The 21,017-nt window shown below is 71.8% G+C and carries 13 protein-coding genes and 1 pseudogene; 9 read left to right on the top strand and 5 right to left on the bottom strand.

What is annotated here, in order from left to right; all coding sequences use genetic code 11:
- Positions 1–34 precede the first annotated feature (34 nt).
- Positions 35–3,133: a MinD/ParA family ATP-binding protein gene (locus tag H7H31_RS07635; RefSeq protein ID WP_390857355.1), complete on the bottom strand. Its 3,099-nt coding sequence runs from the start codon at positions 3,131–3,133 to the stop codon at positions 35–37.
- On the opposite strand from H7H31_RS07635, the gene H7H31_RS34925 reads away from it, so the two are divergent.
- Both H7H31_RS34925 and H7H31_RS34920 read left to right on the top strand, forming a co-directional pair.
- Positions 3,123–3,383 carry a hypothetical protein gene (locus H7H31_RS34925; protein ID WP_187061438.1) on the top strand — a complete coding sequence of 87 codons (261 nt, stop codon included), beginning with the start codon at positions 3,123–3,125 and terminating at the stop codon, positions 3,381–3,383. The two genes, H7H31_RS07635 and H7H31_RS34925, sit on opposite strands and share 11 nt — an antisense overlap.
- A gap of 36 nt (positions 3,384–3,419) precedes the next feature.
- Positions 3,420–3,560 carry a hypothetical protein gene (locus H7H31_RS34920; RefSeq protein WP_187061437.1) on the top strand — a complete coding sequence of 47 codons (141 nt, stop codon included), beginning with the start codon at positions 3,420–3,422 and terminating at the stop codon, positions 3,558–3,560.
- 23 nt (positions 3,561–3,583) lie between these two features.
- On the opposite strand, the pseudogene H7H31_RS34915 reads toward H7H31_RS34920, so the two are convergent.
- The 3 genes and pseudogenes from H7H31_RS34915 to eccE all read right to left on the bottom strand — a co-directional run.
- Positions 3,584–3,658: pseudogene (locus H7H31_RS34915) on the bottom strand (SCO5717 family growth-regulating ATPase); the annotation flags it as partial.
- A 324-nt stretch (positions 3,659–3,982) separates the two neighbouring features.
- Positions 3,983–4,786 carry a hypothetical protein gene (locus H7H31_RS07620; RefSeq protein ID WP_372456041.1) on the bottom strand — a complete coding sequence of 268 codons (804 nt, stop codon included), beginning with the start codon at positions 4,784–4,786 and terminating at the stop codon, positions 3,983–3,985.
- Between the two features lie 335 nt (positions 4,787–5,121).
- Positions 5,122–6,447, bottom strand: coding sequence for a type VII secretion protein EccE (gene eccE, locus H7H31_RS07615; protein WP_187061436.1), 1,326 nt, complete (start codon positions 6,445–6,447; stop codon positions 5,122–5,124).
- 475 nt (positions 6,448–6,922) lie between these two features.
- Here eccE and eccB point away from each other — a divergent pair, with 475 nt between their 5' ends.
- The 7 genes from eccB to H7H31_RS07580 all read left to right on the top strand — a co-directional run bounded on the left by eccB (position 6,923) and on the right by H7H31_RS07580 (position 16,611).
- Entirely contained in the window at positions 6,923–8,497 is a 1,575-nt protein-coding gene (eccB, locus tag H7H31_RS07610; RefSeq protein ID WP_187061435.1) for a type VII secretion protein EccB, read from the top strand.
- A 299-nt stretch (positions 8,498–8,796) separates the two neighbouring features.
- Positions 8,797–10,104 (top strand): type VII secretion-associated serine protease mycosin, encoded by a 1,308-nt coding sequence (mycP, locus tag H7H31_RS07605; protein ID WP_187064008.1) that lies wholly within the window; start codon positions 8,797–8,799, stop codon positions 10,102–10,104.
- Between the two features lie 783 nt (positions 10,105–10,887).
- On the top strand, positions 10,888–12,258 hold the full coding sequence (locus H7H31_RS07600) for an outer membrane protein assembly factor BamB family protein (protein WP_232109729.1): 1,371 nt from the start codon (positions 10,888–10,890) through the stop codon (positions 12,256–12,258).
- Between the two features lie 341 nt (positions 12,259–12,599).
- Positions 12,600–13,085, top strand: coding sequence for a hypothetical protein (locus tag H7H31_RS07595; protein WP_187064006.1), 486 nt, complete (start codon positions 12,600–12,602; stop codon positions 13,083–13,085).
- A 1,557-nt stretch (positions 13,086–14,642) separates the two neighbouring features.
- Entirely contained in the window at positions 14,643–15,899 is a 1,257-nt protein-coding gene (locus H7H31_RS07590; protein ID WP_187064005.1) for a S8 family serine peptidase, read from the top strand.
- A 45-nt stretch (positions 15,900–15,944) separates the two neighbouring features.
- Positions 15,945–16,286 carry a WXG100 family type VII secretion target gene (locus H7H31_RS07585; protein ID WP_176164433.1) on the top strand — a complete coding sequence of 114 codons (342 nt, stop codon included), beginning with the start codon at positions 15,945–15,947 and terminating at the stop codon, positions 16,284–16,286.
- A 37-nt stretch (positions 16,287–16,323) separates the two neighbouring features.
- Positions 16,324–16,611, top strand: coding sequence for a WXG100 family type VII secretion target (locus H7H31_RS07580; protein ID WP_176164434.1), 288 nt, complete (start codon positions 16,324–16,326; stop codon positions 16,609–16,611).
- Positions 16,612–16,894: 283 nt separating this feature from the next.
- Here H7H31_RS07580 and eccCa read toward each other — a convergent pair whose 3' ends face one another.
- Positions 16,895–20,875, bottom strand: coding sequence for a type VII secretion protein EccCa (gene eccCa, locus H7H31_RS07575; RefSeq protein ID WP_187064004.1), 3,981 nt, complete (start codon positions 20,873–20,875; stop codon positions 16,895–16,897).
- Positions 20,876–21,017: the final 142 nt, after the last annotated feature.

Raw genomic sequence — 21,017 nt, 5'->3', positions numbered from 1 at the left:
CGCGCAACGGCACCGGGCGCGTACGACCCGCTGCCTACTGCTGCGGTGGCGCCGGTGGCTGGGGCCAGCCGCCCTGGCCGGCGCCCTGCTGGTTGTCCTGGCCCGCCTGCTGGTGCGCGCCGGGTTGGCCGGGCAGGGGATAGCCGTACCCGTACGGAGCCTGCCCGGGCTGCCCCGGCTGTTGTCCCTGTGGAGCGGGCTGGGCGGCCTGCTGCGCCCCGTACTGGCCGGCCTGCCCCTGCGGGTCGGGCTGGGACGGCGGGGGCTGCTGCTGCCAGCTCTGTCCCTGCTGCGGGCCCGGTTGCGGCGGGTAGCCCTGGTGCTGCGGGTACGCCGCCCCGCCGGGGCCCTGCCGCGGCTGGCCGTACGGGTCGCCGGGCTGCTGCCCGTAGCCGGGCGCCTGCTGCTGCGCCGGGTACCCCGCGGCGGGGTGAGCGCCCTGCGTGCCCGGCATCGGCGGGGCCACGTGCGGGGGCTGGGCGGCGCTGCCGTCCGTCGTCCACAGGCCCTGTTCCTGCTGGGCCCGGGTGAAGTCCTCGGCGACCAGCGCGGACAGGTTGAAGTACGCCTCACGGGTCTTGGGCCGCATCATCGTCAGATCGACCTCGGCGCCCGCCGCCAGGTGCTCGTCGAACGGCACCACGACCACGCCGCGGCAGCGCGTCTCGAAGTGCGACACGATGTCCTCGACCTTGATCATTTTCCCGGTCTCGCGGACGCCGGAGATGACGGTGATGCTGCGCGAGACGAGATCGGCGTAGCCGTGCGCGGAGAGCCAGTCGAGCGTGGTGCTCGCGCTGCTCGCGCCGTCGACCGACGGCGTGGAGATGATGATGAGCTGGTGCGCGAGGTCGAGGACGCCGCGCATGGCGCTGTAGAGCAGGCCGGTGCCGGAGTCGGTGAGGATGATCGGGTACTGCTTGCCGAGCACGTCGATGACGCGGCGGTAGTCCTCGTCGTTGAAGGTCGTCGAGACCGCCGGGTCCACGTCGTTGGCGAGAATCTCCAGACCCGACGGGGCCTGTGAGGTGAACCGCCGGATGTCCATGTAGCTGTTCAGGTACGGGATGGCCGTGACCAGGTCGCGGATGGTCGCCCCGGTCTCGCGACGGACGCGGCGGCCGAGCGTGCCGGCGTCCGGGTTGGCGTCGATGGCGATGACCTTGTCCTGCCGCTCCGTGGAGAGCGTCGCGCCGAGCGCCGTGGTCGTCGTGGTCTTGCCGACGCCGCCCTTGAGGCTGATGACCGCGATCCGGTAGCAGGACAGCACCGGCGTACGGATGAGTTCCAGCTTCCGCTGTCGCTCCGCCTCTTCTTTCTTGCCGCCCAACTTGAACCGCGACGCCGCCCCGCCCTGCTTCTTGGGCTTCTGCTTGGCGCGCAGCAGACGGTCGGAGGAGAGCTCGACGGCCGCGGTGTAGCCGAGCGGGGCGCCGGCCCCGTGCCCCGTGCGCGCGCGTTGGTCGGCCGGCGCGGTCGGCCACTCCCCGGAGCGCGGGTCCACGGGGCCGGCCCCGTGCGGCTGCGCGGCGGCCCCGTGCCCCGGCGCGGGTGCCGCCTGCTGCCCCGCGTACGGGCCGGGCGCTCCGTGCTGCGCCTGCTGGCCGGACTGCCCCTGCCCGGGAGCGGGCGAGGCGGGCTGCGGGAACCCGTACCCGCCCGGCGGTACGGCGCCCTGGCCGCCGGCCGCGGGGGCCGCGCCCGGCGCCCCGGACTGCGGGAAGCCGTAGCCGCCCGGTGCCGCGCCCGGTTGAGCGGCGGCCGGGGCCGCCTGCTGCTGCTCAGCGCCGCTCGCCGCGCCTTGGGCCGGAGCCGGGGCGGCCAGCGGGTAGCCGTAACCGGACGGGGCGGCGGGGCCGGGTTGCCCGTGGGCTGCCGCCTGCGCGGGCGCGGGAGCGCTGCCGGCCTGCGGGCCTGGGGCGGCCACCTGGCCGGGTGCGCCGCTCCTCGGGTCGTGGACGGGGCCGCCTGGCGTGTGCTGCGCGGACGGTGCGTGCCCGCCGCCGGCGGCGGGCTGGGCGTCGGACGGCTGGGCGCCGGGGAACGGCGCTGCCGCGCCGGGGCCGCCGCCCTGCTGCGGGTAGCCGTAACCGCCTTGCTGCGGCACCGCGTTGGGGGCTTGGTGCTGCTGTCCGGGCGGCGGCGCGAGGCCGGGCTGGGGTTGTGCGTGCGGTGTGGGCGGCGCCCACGGCCCGCTCTGCTGCGGCACCGGCGCGGCGGCGGGCGCCGCGCCCGATGCGGCGGCTCCGTCCGAGGCGGCCGGCCCCTGCCCGGGGGCGTCGCCCGCGTGCGGAGCGGGTTGGCCCGCGCCCCACGGCGTACCCAGCGGCGGCGACGCGGCGGGGCCGGCGGCGCCGTGTGCCGCGGGGCCGGACTGACCCGCGGGCGGGGGCGCGGCCCGCTCGAAGTTCGGCGGCAGCGGCGGCAGGCCGGACTGCGGGGCAGCCGGCGGCCAGGCCGTCGCGGGCTGGGCGTCGGGCGCGTACGACGGTGTGGCGGGCGCCGGGACGCTCGGTGACGCGGCGTCGGCCGGCGCCCCGGCGTCGGCCTGGTGCGCGGCGTCCGCCCCGGCGGCGTCGGGCGCGGCAGCCGCGCTGTCGCCCGCCCCGCGCTCCGCTGCCTCGCGCTGCATCGCCGCGGTGGAGAACCGCATGGTCCCGGGGCTGGCGGCGGAGCCAGGCGTGGGTTCGGCGCCGAGGGCGGCTTCGGGCCGCGCGCCGGCGGACGACTCCTGCCCGCTGGGCGAGTTCGGTACGTCAGCCGTGGGCCCGTCCGCGCGATCGGTGTTCTCGCGGGCGGCGATCTCGTCCATGTCGCGCTGGAGCGAGGCGGTGGAGAAGCGCACGGTGGAGGGGCTCTGGCCGTGCTCCGTCACGGCGGGCCCCCCGCCCGTGCCCGGCTCGCTGGTCGTCGCGGCACCGGCATCGGTCGCGCCGTCCGTCTCGCTCCGTGTGCCGCCGCGGGCGTCGGTGGACGACACAGCGGCACCCGCGGGCGCGGCATCCGCGTCGCCCGACTGCGCGGCGTCGGTACCCGCTCCGTCGCCATCCGCGGTCGCGTCCGCCTCCGCATCCGCGCCCGTGGCATCGCGCGCCGCGCTGCCGCCCGCGTCGGGGCCCTCCTTGTCGAGCACCGCGCCGGAAGGCGAAGCGGAAACCGAACCGGAATCCGAAGTGGAAGCGGATCCGGACGCGGCTCCCGTACCCGACGCGCCGGTTGAGGCCGCCTCATCCGCCGACGGCGGCGCCGACACGTCGACCTTCGGTGTCACCGCGGGCGGTGCCCACGAGGACTGGTACGCGTCCGGCGCGGGGAGACCCGGCACCGCCACGGGGCTCCCGGTGGGCGGCGGGGGAGTGGCAGCGGCGGAGGCCGCGTCGTGACCGCCGGCTGCCGGAGGCGTCGCGGGCGCCGACGGGATGGGCGGCCACGACGCGGCGGAAGCCGAACTCGACGGCGGAGGCGGCGGCGTGGACGAGGCGAACGCCGAGGAAGGCGACGACGAAGAGGAAGGCGAAGAGGAGGCAGCGTTCTGCGTATACCAGGCAGGCGGGGTGTAGTCGATAGTGAACTCGCCCGTGTGCTCGGCGTCCGCGTCGGACTGATCCTCGCCCGGGTTGGTTCCGCCCGTGCGGATCTCGTCCCGATCGCTGCTCACAATGCCTCCTGCTGGTGTGGTCGAGCACCCTCGAATGTTTCCGGCGGGCCGACCGTTCCCGTCGCACGACCGCTCGGCTTACCCCCATGGGGACGCGGAGCCACCTCAATCGGGTTCTCCGCACTCCGCACCAAGACTAATCACCATGAGCGCAACAACGGCAGGCCCGCCCCCTGGCCTCGGTTCACGCGAGGGGAACCGGCGGTGTTTGTCCGGCGATCGTGGCCCCCGCGCCCCGTGCGATCCGGGCCCGGCGCCTCGTAGCACCCGGGCCGGCTGCGCCCCGTCAGCCTCGCCGGTGCGCGCACCCGGCGTCCAGGGGCGTCAGTCCACGCGGCGCGGAGTGCCCAGGAGTGCCGTTTCGATATCGGTCGCCCGTATCGTGACGTACTGCCGTGAACGCCGCGTACACCACAGAGTTACCTCGTCGGGCAGCGAAGACAGCGCGTTCACATCCGCCTGCGGGAGCGCCAGCACTCGGCCCACCGCGCTGGCCTCATCAGGGGAAACCCGTTGAATACCCACCAGATCGGCATGCTCGAGCAGGCGTGGGGCCACCGGACTGACGTAGGGCAGCAACGTCAGGACCGACTGCCAGGGCGTCGACGTCACCCGCCCCCGTGGCGGGCGCATCCCGCAGTCGCGCACGACCAGCACAGGGCCGCGCACCGACGGCCCCTGCGGAGCCACCCGGCCCACCTCGTGCGTCACCATGCAGGGGTGGCCGCCACCGGCGGCCTGCACCAGCGGGCCCCAGGACTGGGCGCGCCCCGTCTCCACGGCCACCCGCAGGCCCGTGCCCGCCGCCCGCAGCGCCAGGGCCTGCGCGGTCCACAACCCGCCCACGAGCACGACGTCATACGGGGCCGGGCGACTGAGCGCGAGTGTGACGGGGCGCTGCTGCTGGTCGACCCCGACCACCACGCCGTCATCGCCGATCGGCAGCGACAGCGCCGACAGTTGACTGGCCCGCAGCACATGTCGGTCGCGGCGCGGGCCGATCAGCCCGAAGCCGAACCTGGCCCGAACGCCGCGCCGTGCCCCGGGCGTTGCCCCGTCGCCAGGCGCGCCGCCCCCCGCTGGCGCGGGCGCCGGCGGGGTGGGCCCCGGTGGCGAGGCGGCGGGCACGCGCTGGCCCAGGGGGAGCGTGCCGGGCCCGGCGGGCGCGGGGGCGGGCGTCGCGCGGGGGCCCGGGCCAGGGTGACCGTACGGTGCCCCGGACGTCGGGCCGGGCCCGACCGGTGCCGGCCCGCCCTGCCCACCGACCACCCCGGCGCCGGTGGGGGCCGGGCCGCCAGCGCCTCCCGGCGCATGCGCGGGCCCGGGCGCCCCGGCGCCCCTCGAAGCGCCGGGGGCGCCGAAGGTGTTCGGGGCCGCGCCCCCTGCCGCGGGCGCCCCGGGGTACGGACCGGCCGCGCCCGGCGGGTAGCCCGAGGCTCCGGGCGTGGATGGCGGTGTACTCATCAGCGGGTCCCCCCAAGCGGCAGGGTGGCCAGCACGCCGGGCACCTGCTCACGGTCCAGTCGAACCAGGCCGGCCCTGGCCTCGCGCGCCGTACGCTCCAACGCGCGCCGGGCGCCGACCAGTTCGTCGTCGCTACGCCCCGTGATCCGTACGTGCCCACTGAGGACGACCTCCTGACTGCCGCCCCGCGCGAGGGTCAGGCTGAACGTCGTCGCCAGCACCGGCACGGCCGTCAACAGCGACACCAGGCGAGCCAGCGGCGTCGCGCTCGCACCCAACTGGGGCCAGCGGCCGACCCAGTACGTGGTGTGTCGGCGGTCGTCACAGCGCCAGGTACGGGAGGTCTCCACGGTGCGCCGCGCCGGCCCGCCCGACGAGCCGCCGGACGCGGCGGCGATCGGGTTGGCGCACGCGGCGGCGGCCACGGCGGCGGTCAGCTCCGCCTCGGAGAGCACCTCCGCCCGGAAGCCGGCGCCTATCAGGCGGCTGGCCAACTGGTCGGCGGCGCGCAACAGGCTCCGCTGCGCCCCGCCCAGCCCACCGCCCCTGGCGGCGACCGCCTCCGGGCACAGCTCCGGGTCGAGCTTCAGCGCGACCCAGGTCACGCGCAGCGCGGGCGCGCCCGCCTGGGCCTGCAAGGGGCCGTAGTTGCGCATGGCCGCCGCCTGCTGTGGCAGATGGGGCGCGGGAGCCGGCTGGGTGTGCTGCACGGCCTGGGCCGACTCCAGCCGTATGCCGTCCACGTCCATGGCCTCGCGCAACAACTCGAGAGGCAGCGAGCGTTCGCCACCCGCCGGCCGCAGGCCGGTGTCAGCGGCCTCCACGCGTAACACGGCCGTCAGGAACGTGCCGTCCCCGATCATGCCCACGTCCCGCCGCGAACGGCCGGTGAAGGAGTACGTGCGCAGCGCCGGCTCGCATTCCAGGACAGGCGCGAGCCCGGGGTCGGTGCCCGCCGGGACGCGCACCGAAGCCGCCCGCCGCGTGCGCTGCCGCAGCCCCCGCGCGGTCGCCAGCCACTCCGGCAGCGAACGTCGACGCCGGCGCACCACGGCGACCAGCACCAACACGGCGGCGGCGGCCGCGGCGGGTACCACCAGTAGCGTGTCGACGACCCAGGCCACGAGCAGCACGGCGGCGGCGATCTCCACCAGTACAAGTTGACGCAGCGGAAAGGAGCTGAACCCGCCCGTCCGCGCCGCCTTGCGCGGCACGGCCGTCGTCACCGCGCTCGGCCCCGCCGGCGCGCCGGGCCCCTGGCCCCGCGCTCCCGCGGTGGTCGTCCCGGCCCCCGTCGCCCTGCCCGTGACCGCTGTTCCCGTCATCGCCCCCAGCTCCGCCCTCGACCCCGATCCTGCCCCCGGCCCGGCGCCCGACCGAGATCACGTCCCCGGCTTCCGCCCCGTCCGTGGCTCCCGCCCCGCTCGGGGCGCGTCGCACGGCGGCGCCCCGTCATGTCGCTTGCCGCACCGACGCGTTGCCGAGGCGATCGGAGCGCCCGTAAGCACCCACCGGCCATGCGCGTCATGTCGTACGCCCCCTCACGCCGCGCCACCGCGGGCTGTTGCCCCGGTCGCTCTGCCACCCCGTGCCCCACACACCCCGCTGTCGTGCGCACACTGACCGTAGACCGTAGCGCCCCCGCGCCCAAGTCCGGGGCCCCCAATCTTGCGCGGAGTGACCCGAGCGTCACGCACCGAACGCTTACCGGCATAGTAGGGGGCCGGTCTGACAGCGGCGCCCGAACGCGGGTGCGCCGCACGGCCAGCACCGTTTCAGCCTGGGGGAGGAACTGAGGCCATGGCATCACGGCGGGACGAGCTCAACGCGTACACCTTCGCCAAGAAACGCGTGGTCGCTGCCTTCTTGCAGCCCACGCCCGCGGGCACGGAGGAGGGCGCGCCCCGTGCGCTGCGCGCCGTACTGCCCGGGGCCATCGTCGGCGCCCTGATCCTGGCCGGATTCGGCGCGTGGGGCATGTTCAAACCCAAAGCCCCGAAGGGCTGGGACCAGCCGAAGACGAACGTCATCATCGGCAGCGACTCCACCACGCGGTACGTGGTCCTGGAAACCAACGGCAAGGCCCAACTCCACCCCGTCCTCAACCTCTCCTCGGCCAAACTCCTGCTCAATCCCGACAAGGGCAAGGTCATCAAGGTCGACGAGAAGGTGCTGGACAACGGGAAGATCCCGCACGGCCCCACCATCGGCATCCCCTACGCCCCCGACCGACTGCCCGACGCGGGCGACGCGGGCAAGGCCAAGCGCTGGGCGGTGTGCGAACAGCCGGGCGGGCGCGGCAGCACGGTGCAGAAGGCGACGTTCGTCCTGGCCGACCGCGAGACGTCGAAGGTGGAGGGTACGGAGCGGCTGCGCGGCGGCCAGGTGATGTACGTACGGGCCCAGAACGGGGCGCGCTACCTGGTGGACGGCAAGGGCTCCAAGTACCTGATCGGCGGCCCCGACTGGCGCCAGCGTTCGAAGGACTACGGCTCCGCGTACGACAAGCTGTTGCTGCGCACCCTGGTCGGCAACAGGTCCGCCCACCCGCAGAGCGTCACCGACGACTGGCTGAAAACGCTGCGCGACGGCACCCCGATCACCTTCCCGCACCTTCCGGGCGCCGTCGCCACTGACGCGGGTATCGACGGGCTCAGCGAGGAGGAGGGTCGCGTGGGCATGGTGCTGCGGGCGAAGACCGGCACCGGACCCCAGCACTACGTGGTGCTCCCCGGCAAGGTGCTCCCCGTCTCGGACTTCACCGCCGAACTGCTCCTCAGCTCGCCCGAGACGGACCGCCTGAACCAGGCCGGACAGGCCAGGGACGTCGACGCCCAGGCGTTCTCGCCCGAGGGCGCCGAAGACGCGTTCTACGGCGACCGCGCGTGGCCACAGGCGAAGGCGGTGCAGGTCAACTCGCTCGGCGGCGAGTCAGCCCGCGACACGGTGTGCAGCGTCCTGCGCGACGTGAAGGCCAACGGCACGACGAAGCTGAGCACCTGGGCCGGACAGGGCTTCCCCGCGACGATCGCGGAGGGCGGCAGCACCACCTACGTCACGCCGGGCACCGGGCTGCTCTACCGCGAGATCCGCGGCCACCAGTCCAGCTCCGGCTCGCTCTTCCTGGTGACCGACACGGGGCTGCGCTACGCGGTGCAGACGAACAACGACAGCAGCTCCGAGGAGAGCGTGATCGGCACGGACGGCAAGCCGAAGAAGGCGGACGAGGAGGGCCAGCGCGAGGTCGACCAGGCACGCATCCGCCTCGGCTACCGGGACGTCAAGCCGGCCCGTGTGCCCATCGAGTGGTCGTCCTTCCTGGCCAAGGGCCCCCGCCTGGACACCACCGCGGCCCGGCAGCCGCAGGGAGCGTAGCCACGGCGTACGGGGCGGCGATCCTCCCCGGGAGCACGGAGCACGGAGCACGGAGCACGGAGCACGGAGCACGGAGCACGGAGCACGGAGCACGGAGCACGGAGCACGGAGCACGGAGCACGGAGCACGGAGCACGGAGCACGGAGCACGGAGCACGGAGCACGGGGCCTCGGTGGGGCGCGGGGCACGGGGCCGCGGTGGGGCGCGGGCGTCGGGGCGGGGGGTTCACGCGCCGACGGGGCGCGGGGCGCCGCGCCCCGGGGCGCAGGAACGGGAACACGGGAGAGGGACGAACGACGATGTGGACGACGCACCAGGCAACCCGGTCGGTGGCGCTGTCGGCCGCCGCGCTGCTGACGAGCCTCGGCGCGGCATCCCCCGCCAGCGGGGCGACGGCCGGGGCGGGGGCACCCGCACCAGGCGGCCAGGCTCACCCGATGGCCGACCGTGAGCCCGCTGGCCCCGCGCGGGACATCGGCCTCACTCCGAACGGCGGCGGCGAGTGCACGTACCCGATGAAGAAGCAGTTCGCCGCTCGTCCGTGGGCGCTCCAGCGCGTCGTACTCGACGAGCTGTGGCAGGAGACCAGGGGCGAGGGCGTGAAAGTCGCGGTGATCGACACCGGGGTGGACGACGCCAATCCGCAGTTGGCGCCCGCCGTTGACGACGGGAGCGGGCTCGACCTGGTGAGCAAGGGAAAGCGCAAGGACCCGACGGCGGACGCCGTGGGACACGGCACGAAGGTCGCGGGCATCATCGCCGCTCGCCCGCGCCGGGGCACGGGCTTCGTCGGTCTCGCGCCGGAATCGACCATCATTCCGATCCGGCAGAACGACGAGAAGGGTACGGGCACGACGAAGACCATGGTGGTGGCCATCGAGCACGCCATCGCCGAGGGAGCCCGGGTCATCAATATCTCGCAGGACACGGCCAAGCCGCTCTCGCACCATTCCGATCTGGCGATGGCAGTGGAAAGGGCGCGGCAAAGGGACATCGTCGTCGTGGCGTCGGCGGGTAACGACGGCCTCGACAACAAGGTGAAGGAAACCTATCCGGCGGCCTACACGGGCGTGTTGGCCGTGGCGTCCTCCGACCGCAACAACGAACGCGCCCCGTTCTCCCAGCGCGGCGACTTCGTCGGGGTCGCGGCGCCGGGCGTGGACATCGTCTCGACCGTGCCCGGAAACGGTCAGTGCGTTGACAACGGCACCAGCTTCTCCGCGCCGTACGTAGCCGGCGTCGCCGCGTTGCTGCGCGCCAAATACCCGAGCTGGAAGGAGCACGAGGTCGTCGCCTGGATCAAACAGACCGCCAACCGGTCGATCAACGGCCGCGACAACAACGTCGGTTGGGGCGTCGTCGACCCCGTACGAGCCCTCGGCGGCAGGGTCAGCCCGATCTCGAAGCCCGCGCCGGATCGGGCCCCAGGCCGGCAGAGCGCCCCGGAACCGGCGCGGCTCACGCTTGGCGAGACGGCACAGGAGCGGCGCGAGCGACTGGCCACCTACGCGCTCGGCGCGACGGCCGTGACCGTCGCGGTCATCGCCGGTACGGCGGTCATCCTCCGCGACCGGCGCCGCCGCGCCGAACGCCGCACGGCAGGCTGACCACCGACAACGGCGCCTCCGCCCCGCCCCCGTAGGGCCCCGCTCCGGCGACACTGCCCCGTGCCCCGTGCCCCGTGCGCGAGGGCGCGGGCGGCGGGTGGCGGGCCGGCTCCGGTCCCCGTGGCCTTTCCGCGTCCCCGCCCCCGCTCCGTGACCCGTGGAGCGGAGGGTGCGAGCCCGCTACGGAGGTGAATAGGGAGTCCGATGATCAAGCGGCGCACTATCACCAAGATCCACGGTCCGCTACCTCGTCAAGGCATTCTTGGCTGGTAATGGTAGAAAGAACCCCCGCTCGATTAGTCATTGCGTGACGGGCTCCGCGACCGGTTCGCTCCTTTTCGGGGGAAAGATCATCCGAATTGCGGGAGGAGGCCGACCGGTCGGCGGGTCCGCGTAAAGAGGTAGGCGCCCATGTCGCAGCCGCCACAGCCCCCAAACCAGCCACCCGGTGGCTTCGGTGCGCCGCAGGAACCGTCACCGGGCGGCTTTGGCGCACCCCAGCAACCGCACGTCCCGCCGGCCGCGCCGCATGCCCCACCGACGCCCCCGCCGGCTCCGCCTGGTGCGCCGACGCCTCCGCCGGCATGGGGCGGCGCCGGCGGGTACGCGCAGCACCCGACGCAGCCGAACCCGTACGCTCAGCAGCCCCAGTACGGCTACCCGCCGGCGGGCCAGCCGCCCTACGGCGCGCCCGGGCCCAGTGGGCCCGGAATACCGGGGAGCCCGGGCGGCGGTCAGGGCGGTCAGCGTAAGAAGCGCACGGCGATCATCGTCGCGGCCGCGGTGGCGGTCGTACTGGCGGCGGGCGGCGGCGTGTGGGCCGTGGTGGGCGGCGACGACGGCGACAAGGAGCCCAAGGCCAAGCAGAGCACCGAGCCCAGGGAAAAGGAGTCGACGGAGCCGACCAAGGCGCCCGAGGAATCCGCGACCCCTGAGGAAGAGGAACTCGACCCGAACGAGATCCGCCAGGACGGCGAGGCGAAGGTCCTCTTCCAGGCGCCCGCCCCCAAGGTGTCGCGCAGTGGCGAGGACGTGCCCGGTTTCTGGGTCCTGGACGACTACGTGGTGAAGGCCGTTCAGACCAAGATCGTCGCGTACGACAACAGTGGCGCGGAAAAGTGGAACGTTCCGCTGCCGAAGACGGTGTGCGCCGCCCCGACCACCGCCAATGACGACGGAAAGGTCGTCATCGCGTACGAGGGGCGCAAGAAGGACGAATGCAGTCAGCTCGCGCTCATCGACCTCAAGGCGGGAAAGAAACTCTGGGACAAGCCGGCACCCGAGGGCGGGATGTTCGGCGGGGGATACAACAGCCTCGGCATAGCCCAGAGCGGCGACGCGGTGGGCCTGTCCTGGTTCGGCGGCTCCGCCCTGGTGAGCGTCAAGGACGGCAACCCGCTTCCGGTCCAGGAACTGACCGCAGCGTGCTCCGTCAAGGGCTGGGCGGGCGGCAAGGCGCTCCTGCGCGCGTACTCCTGCAATGACGGCACCGCCAAACTGCAGAAGGTGGACCCGGCGACCGGAAAGGTCGCGTGGACGTACCCCGTGCGCAAGGGGTACGAGGTGGCGAAGATCTACTCCACCAGTCCGGTGGTCATCCACCTCGTCAACAAGGACCGGAAATCGGGCGGCCTCATCGCCGTCAAGGAGGGCGGCAAGGAGCGTTCCGCCCTCGCCCTCGGGGGACAGAATTACCAGCCGGACTGCGGCATGAGCATCTTCGGCTCGAGTATGGGTTCCTGCCAGGGCGTCGTGGCCTCGGACGACACGTTCTTCCTGCCCACCGCGTTGGGTAAGAGCAGTTCCTCCGGGCTCACCACCGAGATTCACGCCTTCGACCTCAACACCGGAAAGAAGAAGTGGGAGTCGAAGACCGACGGGCGCATGATGTCCCCGTTGCGTATGGACGGTAGGAACCTGATCGCCTATCAGCAGCCCAGGTACGACAAGGCCGGCACGATCGTCAGCATCTCCCCGAGCGGCGGCAAGCCGCAGAAGACGGTGCTCCAACTGCCCGCGGCAACCAGGGAAGCGGAGAACGGCTTCTACCGCACGCGCCGCGTCTTCGACGAGCGAGGCCGTTTCTACCTGGCCTCCGAGCGCCTGACCGGCGACGAGGAGAAGGAAAAGCTCATCATGGCCTTCGGTCCCTGACGAGTCCCGGGTAGCTCTGCCTGAACGAGCTGAGGGGGCGTACGCCAACTGGCGTACGCCCCCTTCGTGTTGTCTGCGCGCGCGGATTCCTCCGCTGCGCGGGAGCCGGCGGCCCAAGGTCCGGTCGGCCGGGGGCGGGCCCCTCGAATAGAGGCCACTAATCGCTCGCGCGGGGGCATTTCAGACCACCCTGCAGTGGGCGGAGTGGCTTGGCGCTACGTGGGGATGTACTCAACGGCCAGTAATCGTTGGCGTGGTCACATATCGCTGCGCGCGACGTCGCTCCGAGTGGTTAGAGTGGCACTCGAAGTCATCTGCGCCGTACGGGGAGGCGGAGTGAGATGGGCGAACAAGACCAGAACGGTGGCCGCGACGTAGGCGGCAGGCGAGGTGGAGCTGACCTCGCGCGCGAGGCCGAGACGCTGAGCTACTTCAAGGGGAAGATCGACAAGATCCTCCTTGACCTGGAGTCGTCTCCGGCAGCGAAGAGCAAGATCGGCGACCAGACCATCACGCGGGCGGCCTACGGAACGGGCTTCAGCGCCGCGGACGATCTCGCGAGCATGTACGACAAGGTGCACGGGCGGCTGGAGAAGTTCTCCCAGACCTTGGGGGAGCAGTTGGAGGCGCTCGGCATCGCGGTGCAGATCGCGGACCGCGGCTACGACAGCATCGACGCTAAGCAGGCCGCGCGGCTGCGTGAGATTCAGCGTCGTGCGCGTGAGGAGTACCCGGCGACGAAGCAGAGCCAGCCTGCCGACCAAGGAACGGCGCCGGTGGAGGCAGGGAGTGGCGAGACCGGCGGCTCCGGCTCGGACTTCAGGTAGCGGAAAGAGGGGGCATGGGGAACGGGGAGTTCGAGGGTCAGTCCCTTGAGAGCCTGCACGCGATGCTGGCGGGCTCAGATCCAGCCAAGCTGGCGAACGCGGGGAACGCGCTCAGCGACGCGGCCCCGAAGATCACAGAGGTCGGCAACTACCTGCGGAGCCACGCGACGCGTGTGGAGTGGCGCGGCGAAGGTGCCGACAGCTTCCGCGAGTGGTCTCACCACTTCGCCTTGGAGGTCATGCGATTAGGGGGGTTCACAGGCGCCGTCGGTAACCACATGGTCAACGCGGGACAAGCGCTGACCGAGGCAAAGGCGGTCGTTCCAAAGCCCGTTGACGCGGAGAAGGCACACGGGGACCCTGACGCGGACAAGGCGCACATCGCTGACGGGACGACCAAGCTGCAGCAGGCCATCCATCAGATGGAGCGGCTTTCTTCCTACTACCGGGCGGCCAAGGAGGACATTGCGGCTGAGCGGGAGCCGGAGTTCAAGGAGTTGCCGCTCGACGGTGCGGTTTTTGATCCCGAGGCGCCATACGGACCTGAGGTGGACCCCGCCGGGCAGGCACCGCCCGGCATAGTGGCTGTTCACCGTCAACCTGTCTTGACGGCAGATGTAAGTGGACGCTCTGAGGGTTCGGTTGCCCATGGCATGAGGGCCGGTGAGCACTTAGGTGAGCCTGTAGAGATGAGTCTCGACGGGATGGACAAGCTGTCCCCTCCTGTCCGCGACTCGCCGCCACACCTTCTAGCGCCCGTGGAAACTTCGAAGCTTCCAGAGCAGGGTTTGCCTACCACGCCCGCTCGCATCACGCCTACCCCTGGCCTGCACACGCCCAACCTGCCTGATCAGGCTGGCAAGGCTGTTCCGCGTGTGCCTTCTGACGGCTTGGTCCATCAGCAGCGTCCAGCCACTCGAGCAAAGAATCAACGGCTGTCCGATGCGCCGGGAGTTTCAGGTGGCCGTCCCCGCAACGCGAGCGGTTTGCCGAGTAGCTCTCGATTGCCACGAGGGGTGGTTGTGGGAGAGGGGCGTGCGCCCTCTATACGAGGGGCCATGCCCGGCAGCATTCCGCCTGCTGGAGGGCTCCCAACGAGTGACAATCCTGCGGCGGGACGACGGAACTACGGCCCGCAAGCGCCTGGCTCGATCGCCCCCACGACAACGGGTGGTCCTCGAGGAGGAGTTGCAGGTGAGGAGCGGAGCGGGCCGGCCAGGGGTCCGCTGCCCGGGGCGGCCGGTGGGATGCCAGTCGGCAGCGCCGGAGGGATGAGGGGGGCAGACGCCGGCAGGGGTCGACAAGGACTGGCCACCGAACCGGGTGGCACGGCTGCGGCGCGACGCATGGGCTCACCACGCAGTGCGGGCTTCACGCCTGGCGGGAGTGGGCTGGTTCGAGGATCGGGTGCTACGCCGACAGCGCAATCAGGGGCCGGTCAAACACCTCGTCCCGAACGAGGTGAGGAAGGTGAGGATTGGCCCCTGGCGCGCGACACCGTCCCGCCAGTCGTTGAATAGCTCGTCCCATACCGAGTTACCAGGAGAATGAGCACCCATGCCGTTTCCGCTGGACTGCTGGCGACGAGGCATACTCCACACACTCACCCTCTTAGGGCTTGTGGTTGTCTGGGTGGCGCCGCCCGCAACTGCCGACGAATTTCGGGACCGTCAGTGGCACCTTGACGCGATGAGCGCTGAAGAGTTGTGGTCAGTGAGCACGGGGCAGGGAGTTACGGTTGCCGTCGTCGATTCGGGCGTGGATCCCGTCCCTGAATTGCGTGGGCGGGTGGTAGATGAGAAGAATTTCGCTAGCACGCCACCACCGGGAGGTGGTGACGGACGCAGCCATGGGACGGCGATGGCTGCATTGATCGCGGGCGCTGAAAGCCCAGGCGGCGTGCAGGGGCTAGCTCCAGGGGCGAGAATCATGTCCCTCCAAACTGGTTATAGGGACTTCACAGTTGGCGGCTCGGGTGAAATCTGGGCTCGCGCTATTAGATATGCGGCAGATAATGGTGCGCGCATTATCAACCTGTCGCAGACAGCAACGGGTTCGCTTGATCGACAGATGCGAGAGCTTAGGGCTGCTGTCGACTACGCCAGAAAGAAAGGATTGTTGGTTTTCGCGGGGACAGGTAATGATGGCGCAACGAGTAACATTCCTGGGTACCCCTCGACCTTCCCTGGAGTGGTGGGCGTAGGAGCGGTTGACCAGTCTGGAAAGGTGGCTAAGTTCTCCACCCATGGGCCGCAAGTGACGCTGGCGGCGCCTGGCGTGGACATTCCGGCGCGATGCAAAAGCGGCCAAGGGTTGTGCAGGAATCGCGGCACCAGCCCCGCCACCGCCCTAGCCTCCGCCTCCGCCGCCCTCATCTGGTCCAAGCACCCCACCTGGACGAACAACCAGGTCCTCCGCGTGATGATGCAGACCGCGAGTAAGCCGGAGGGGAAGGTGCCCAGTAAGTACATCGGGTACGGGATCATCCGGCCGGGGCAGGTGCTGATTGACGGCAAGGGCGATCCGGGTGATCCCGATGTCAACCCGTTGCTGCCCAAGGAAAAGGAACAGGCGAAGCCCACGCACCAGCCGTCTGCTGCGCCTTCCGGATCGTCTCCGGGCAGCGGAAAGGGCTCGGATTCCGAGGACGCGCAGCGCGCTGCCGAGGGAGTCGCGGCCAGTGGCGGGAGCGGAGGCGGGAATGGGGGGTCCGGTCTTCTGTGGCCGGTGCTGGGAACGGGCGCCGGTATGGCAGTCATTGGTGGGGCCGTCTTCTATCTGCGACGGCGCCAGCCTCGCTCAAGCATGTATTGACCGACCAGCACGACTCAGCGTACGAAAAACGGAGGGAAACACGTCATGGCCGGAAATCTGAAGGTAACCGAGGCCGAGCTCACGCAGCTCATCAACGACCTGGATCTGATGGAGAGCTCGCTGGAGAACAAGATCCGGTCGCTGAACGGTGTGGTGGACCGGATCGAGAGCGGTTGGAAGGGCTCGGCCGCGGGGGCGTACAACCAGCTTCAGAGTGGGGTCAACCTGCATGCCCGCAAGATTCGGGAGCTGCTGGTGCTCATCGAGCAGGCGATGAAGATGAGCCGTGACGGGTTCTCGCAGCAGGAACTGGACCAGTTGCAGAAGTTCAAGAACATGCAGGGCGGCGAGGGCGGCGGCCAGAGTCGCATTCTCGACATGGCCTGACGACCACCCTTCCTCTGATCTGACCCAAGGAGAGACGATGTCCCTGCTCGTTACGTACGAGACCGTGACCACGGCCGCCAATGACGTCCGTACGACCGCGAACACGTTGAAGACCGAACTCGACGAGCTGCACCGCCGCGTGGAGCGCGTCGTCTCGACGTGGGAGGGTGACGCGCAGATCGCCTTCCACGAGACCCAGACGCAGTGGAACACCTCGGTCAACGAGCTGACCAGCACGCTGCACCAGATCGCGCGAGCCCTGGACGACGCGACGGAGGGCTACCGCGCCACGGACAAGGCCGCAGCCGCCCAGTTCCGCATCTGAGGTTCTCCGCAGCACGTACACGTCGGCCCGACGGTTCCGTGAACCGTCGGGCCGACGCGCGTCACGTGCCTGTCCTGTGCACCGCCGACCAGTGCGGGGCGGATCGCCGTTCGATCCGCCCCGCACTGCCGTGCGCACACGCGCCCACTCGTGAACGGGCGGGCCACCCACACCCCGCAACGCCCCGCGATGCGATGGCCGCCGATGACGGCGAGCCCGAGCCCGAGCCCGAGCCCGAGCCCGAGACCGAGCCCGAGCGAGCGCGAGCCCGTCCCCGCACCCGTCAGTTCTCCGGCAGCCAGCCCAGTTGCACCAGGGGCGTCCCGCGGCGGCGGGAGACGAACACGCCCCGACCCGGGGGGAGGGCCCGGGGGCGGATGTTGCCCAGGACCTCGCCCTCGCCCCGGTCGCCGGAGAGGACGACGCCCTGAGCACCGAGCTCCTTGATGCGCTGCATGAAGGGCTCGAAGGACGAGCGGGAGGCGCCGGCCGAGTTGCGGGCGATGATGAAGCGGATGCCGACGTCGCGCGCGAAGGGCAGGTTCTCCGTGAGGACGGCGAGGGGGTTTCCGCTGCTGGTGGAGACGAGTTCGTAGTCGTCGATCAGGACGAACAACTGCGGGCCCGACCACCAGCTACGGTCGCGCAACTGCTGCGGGGTCACGTCGGAGCGCGGTGCGCGGCGTTCCATCACGGTGTTGATGGCGTCCATGTGCGTCTGCAGCGCGGAGGCGACCGGCGCGTACTCCAACAGGTGCTCCGGGGAGATGGTCTCCAGCAGCGAGCGCCGGTAGTCGCCCACGACGATCTTCGCCTCGTCCGCCCCGTACCGCTCCGTGAGCTGCTTCGCCATCAGGCGGAGGAGCGCCGTCTTGCCCGATTCGCTCTCGCCGAAGACGAGGAAGAACGGGTCGGTCTCGAAGTCGACGTACACCGGCTCCAGGTTGGTCTCGTCGATGCCGATGGCGATGCCGCGCTCGGGGAACTCGAAGCCCTTGGGCAGGCGGTCGGAGGAGAGCCGGCGGGGCAGGAGGCGTACCGCGGGGGCGTGCGGGCCCGGCCACTGCGCGCTGACGGCGCGCACCAGGGCCGCGGTGGCGTCCGAGAGGCCGTCCGGGTCGCTGGCCGAGTCGACGCGCGGCTGCGCCGCCATGAAGTGCAGCTTCTCCGGTACCTGGCCGCGGCCGGGCACCCCGGCCGGCACGTTGGCGGCCACCTTGCGGTCGAACTCGGAGTCCAGCGAGTCGCCGAGCCGGAGTTCGAGGCGGCCCAGGAGCTGGTCCTTGAGGTTGGCTCGCAGCTCCATGTACCGCGAGGCGGTGATCACCACGTGGATGCCGTAGCCGAGGCCGCGGGCCGCGATGTCGGTCACGACGCCCTCCAGCATCTCGTACTCCTGCTTGAACGGCCCCCAGCCGTCGATCAGCAGGAACACGTCGCCCCACGGCTGGTCGGGGAGCTGTCCGGTGGCGCGCTGGCGGCGGTAGGAGCCGATGCCGTCGATGCCGTTCGCCCGGAAGTACTCCTCGCGACGCGCGAGGACGCCGGCGACCTCGGCGACCGTGCGCCGCACCCGCTCCGGGTCCAGGCGCGAGGCGACGCCGCCCACGTGCGGCAGGTCCGCGAGGGCGGACATGCCGCCGCCGCCGAAGTCGAGCCCGTAGAACTGCACCTCCCGCGGCGTGTGGGTGAGCGCGAACGAGGCGATCAGGGTGCGCAGCAACGTGGACTTGCCGGACTGCGGGCCGCCGACGACCAGCATGTGCCCCGCGGCGCCGGAGAAGTCGCGGTACAGCACCTCGCGGCGCTGCTCGAAGGGCTTGTCGATGAGGCCGAGCGGGGCGACGAGGCCGCCCAGGCGCGTGTACTCGGGCGCGTGCATACCCCGCTCGGGCGAGGTGGACAGCCGCGGCAGCAACTGGTCGAGCGACGGCGCCTCGTCCAGTGGCGGCAGCCACACCTGGTGGGCCGGCTGCCCCTGGCCCTCCAGGCGGCGCACGATCACGTCGAGCACCGTGTCGACCATCGGGTCGTCGCCCGTACGGGGCGCCGTCAGTGGGGTCTGCGGGTCCGGCAGGCCGTACGCGACGGGCACCGGCGCCGCCGTGAACAGCACGGGGCGCCGCTCGATGGGCAGCGGCCCACCGGCGGAGGCCGGCGCGCCCGTGCGGTACGCGCCGGAGACGTACGCCGCCTTGAAGCGGGTCATCTGCTCCGTGCCGAACTTCAGGTAGCCGGAGCCGGGGACGGACGGCAGGTGGTACGCGTCCGGCACGCCGAGGGCCGTGCGGGACTCGGCGGCCGAGAAGGTGCGCAGCCCGATGCGGTACGACAGGTAGGTGTCCAGGCCGCGCAGCCGGCCCTCCTCCAGGCGCTGCGACGCCAGCAGCAGGTGCACGCCGAGCGACCGGCCGATGCGGCCGATCTGGATGAACATGTCGATGAAGTCGGGCTTGGCGGTGAGGAGTTCGCTGAACTCGTCGATGACCAGGACCAGCGAGGCCAGCGGCTCCAGCGGTGCGCCGGCGGTGCGCGCCTTCTCGTAGTCGTGGATGTTGGCGAAGTTGCCGGCCGAGCGCAGCAGCTCCTGCCGGCGCTGGAGTTCGCCGCGGATCGAGTCACCCATCCGGTCGACCAGCGTCAGGTCGTCCGCCAGGTTGGTGATCACCGCGGAGACGTGCGGCATGCGGGACATGCCGGTGAACGTGGCGCCGCCCTTGAAGTCGGCGAGGACGAAGTTGAGCGTCTCCGACGAGTGCGTCACCGCGAGCCCCAGCACCAGCGTGCGCAGCAACTCCGACTTGCCGGAGCCGGTCGCGCCGACGCACAGCCCGTGCGGCCCCATGCCCTCCTGCGCGGCCTCCTTGAGGTCGAGCATCACCGGCTGGCCGTCCTCGCCCACGCCGATCGGCACCCGCAGCCGCTCCGACTGGCTGCGCGGGCGCCAGGTGCGCGTGACGTCCACGGCGCCCGCGTCGCCGAGCCCGAGCAGGTCGGTGAAGTCCAGGTTGGCCAACAGCGGTTCGTCGTCGTCCCCGCCGCCCATCCGCAGCGGCGCGAGCTGGCGGGCCAGTGCCTCGGCCGCCTCAGGCGACAGCGTGTCCGGCACGCCCTCGTACCGCACCCCGGTGCCGGAGTCCAGGGTGAGCCGGCCCGGGCGCACGTCCACCGACAGGCCGCCGCGCAACTCGTCCAGCTCGCCGGAGACCACCTCGACGATGGTGACGCCCTGCAGCCCCTCGGGCGCCGCGAACACCGAGTCCGGCGGCACCACCCCGCCGTCCAGGACGATCACCAGGTGCGGTTGGTCGAGCAGCGGCTGGCCGTCGCGGTTGAACCGGGGCCGCCCGTCGAGCCGCCCGGCGAGCAACTCCTCCAACTCGCCGAGGTCGTCGCCGAACAGCCGCTTCGTGCCCGCCCCGTCCGCCGCCTGGGACAACTGCGCGTGCGGCAGCCATTTCGTCCAGTCCCAGCGCGGCACCGCACCCGGCGCCGCCACCACCGCGACCAGCAGGTCCTCCGGCGAGTGCAGCGCCACCAACTGGGCCACCAGCGCCCGCGCCAGGCCGTGCGCCGAGCGCGGCTCTCCCGAGACGGTCAGGTGGTAGAAGCGGCGCAGCGAGATGGCCATCGGCAGCCCGTCCAGGGCGCCGTGCACCGCCACGAACCGCTGCATGGCGCCGGCCGACAGCGGCTCCAGCTCGTCGACCGGCGCCGTGTCGGGGGTCACCAGCGGCGTGGCGAGCTGCTGCGCGCCGAGCCCGACCCGCACCTGCCCGAAGTCCGCGTCGCTGATCCGCCGCTCCCACACCCGGCTCGCCGCGTCACCGGACGGGCGCGCGCCCGCGTCCGCCGCCAGGGACCACAACTGGTCCGGCGCGGGGTGCAGGTAGAACTGGGCGTCACGCTGGGCCCGCGCGGTGCGCCGGATCTGGCGCCGGGTCTGCGCCAGGTACTTCAGGTAGTCCCGGCGCACGTCCGCCAACTGGCCCTGGGTGCCCCGCCGATAGCGCACGATCTGCGCTATCACCATGCCCACCGTGGAGACCAGCATCAGCGCGCCCATGATCCGCATGAACGGTGCCGCGCCCGGCATGAAGAAGAACACCACGGACGACCCCATGCCGAGCATCGGCAGGAGCTGCATCAGCACGCCCTCCTGCTGCCCGCGGGGCAGCTCGGGTGGCGGTTCGAGCCGCAGCTCGTCCGTCGGCACCTCGGAAGGTAACGCGCGCGGCGGACGCTTGACGACGATCTGACTCACCGGTGCACCAATCCCCGTATTACGGCGGCGACTTCGGGAAATTTCGGACAGAAGCGCCCGTAGCGCCGGCCTCTCACCTCGTATGCGTGATCCTACTGACACGCTCTGACACCAAGGTAGGTAGGGTGACCGGGCGCGCACC

Origin of the sequence: Streptomyces buecherae, from assembly GCF_014295035.1 — a bacterium.
GTDB classification, from domain to species: Bacteria; Actinomycetota; Actinomycetes; order Streptomycetales; family Streptomycetaceae; genus Streptomyces; species Streptomyces youssoufiensis.
The sequence above is the reverse complement of the archived record's forward strand: the minus strand, read 5'-3'. Positions and strand labels throughout refer to the sequence as shown.

Bases quoted from the DNA above. Each gene is read 5' to 3' on its own strand.
- H7H31_RS34920 (WP_187061437.1), top strand. From the start codon at position 3,420: ATGGGCGGCCACGACGCGGCGGAAGCCGAACTCGACGGCGGAGGCGGC.
- eccE (WP_187061436.1), bottom strand. From the start codon at position 6,447: ATGACGGGAACAGCGGTCACGGGCAGGGCGACGGGGGCCGGGACGACC.
- eccB (WP_187061435.1), top strand. From the start codon at position 6,923: ATGGCATCACGGCGGGACGAGCTCAACGCGTACACCTTCGCCAAGAAA.
- mycP (WP_187064008.1), top strand. From the start codon at position 8,797: ATGTGGACGACGCACCAGGCAACCCGGTCGGTGGCGCTGTCGGCCGCC.
- H7H31_RS07595 (WP_187064006.1), top strand. From the start codon at position 12,600: ATGGGCGAACAAGACCAGAACGGTGGCCGCGACGTAGGCGGCAGGCGA.
- H7H31_RS07590 (WP_187064005.1), top strand. From the start codon at position 14,643: ATGCCGTTTCCGCTGGACTGCTGGCGACGAGGCATACTCCACACACTC.
- H7H31_RS07585 (WP_176164433.1), top strand. From the start codon at position 15,945: ATGGCCGGAAATCTGAAGGTAACCGAGGCCGAGCTCACGCAGCTCATC.
- H7H31_RS07580 (WP_176164434.1), top strand. From the start codon at position 16,324: ATGTCCCTGCTCGTTACGTACGAGACCGTGACCACGGCCGCCAATGAC.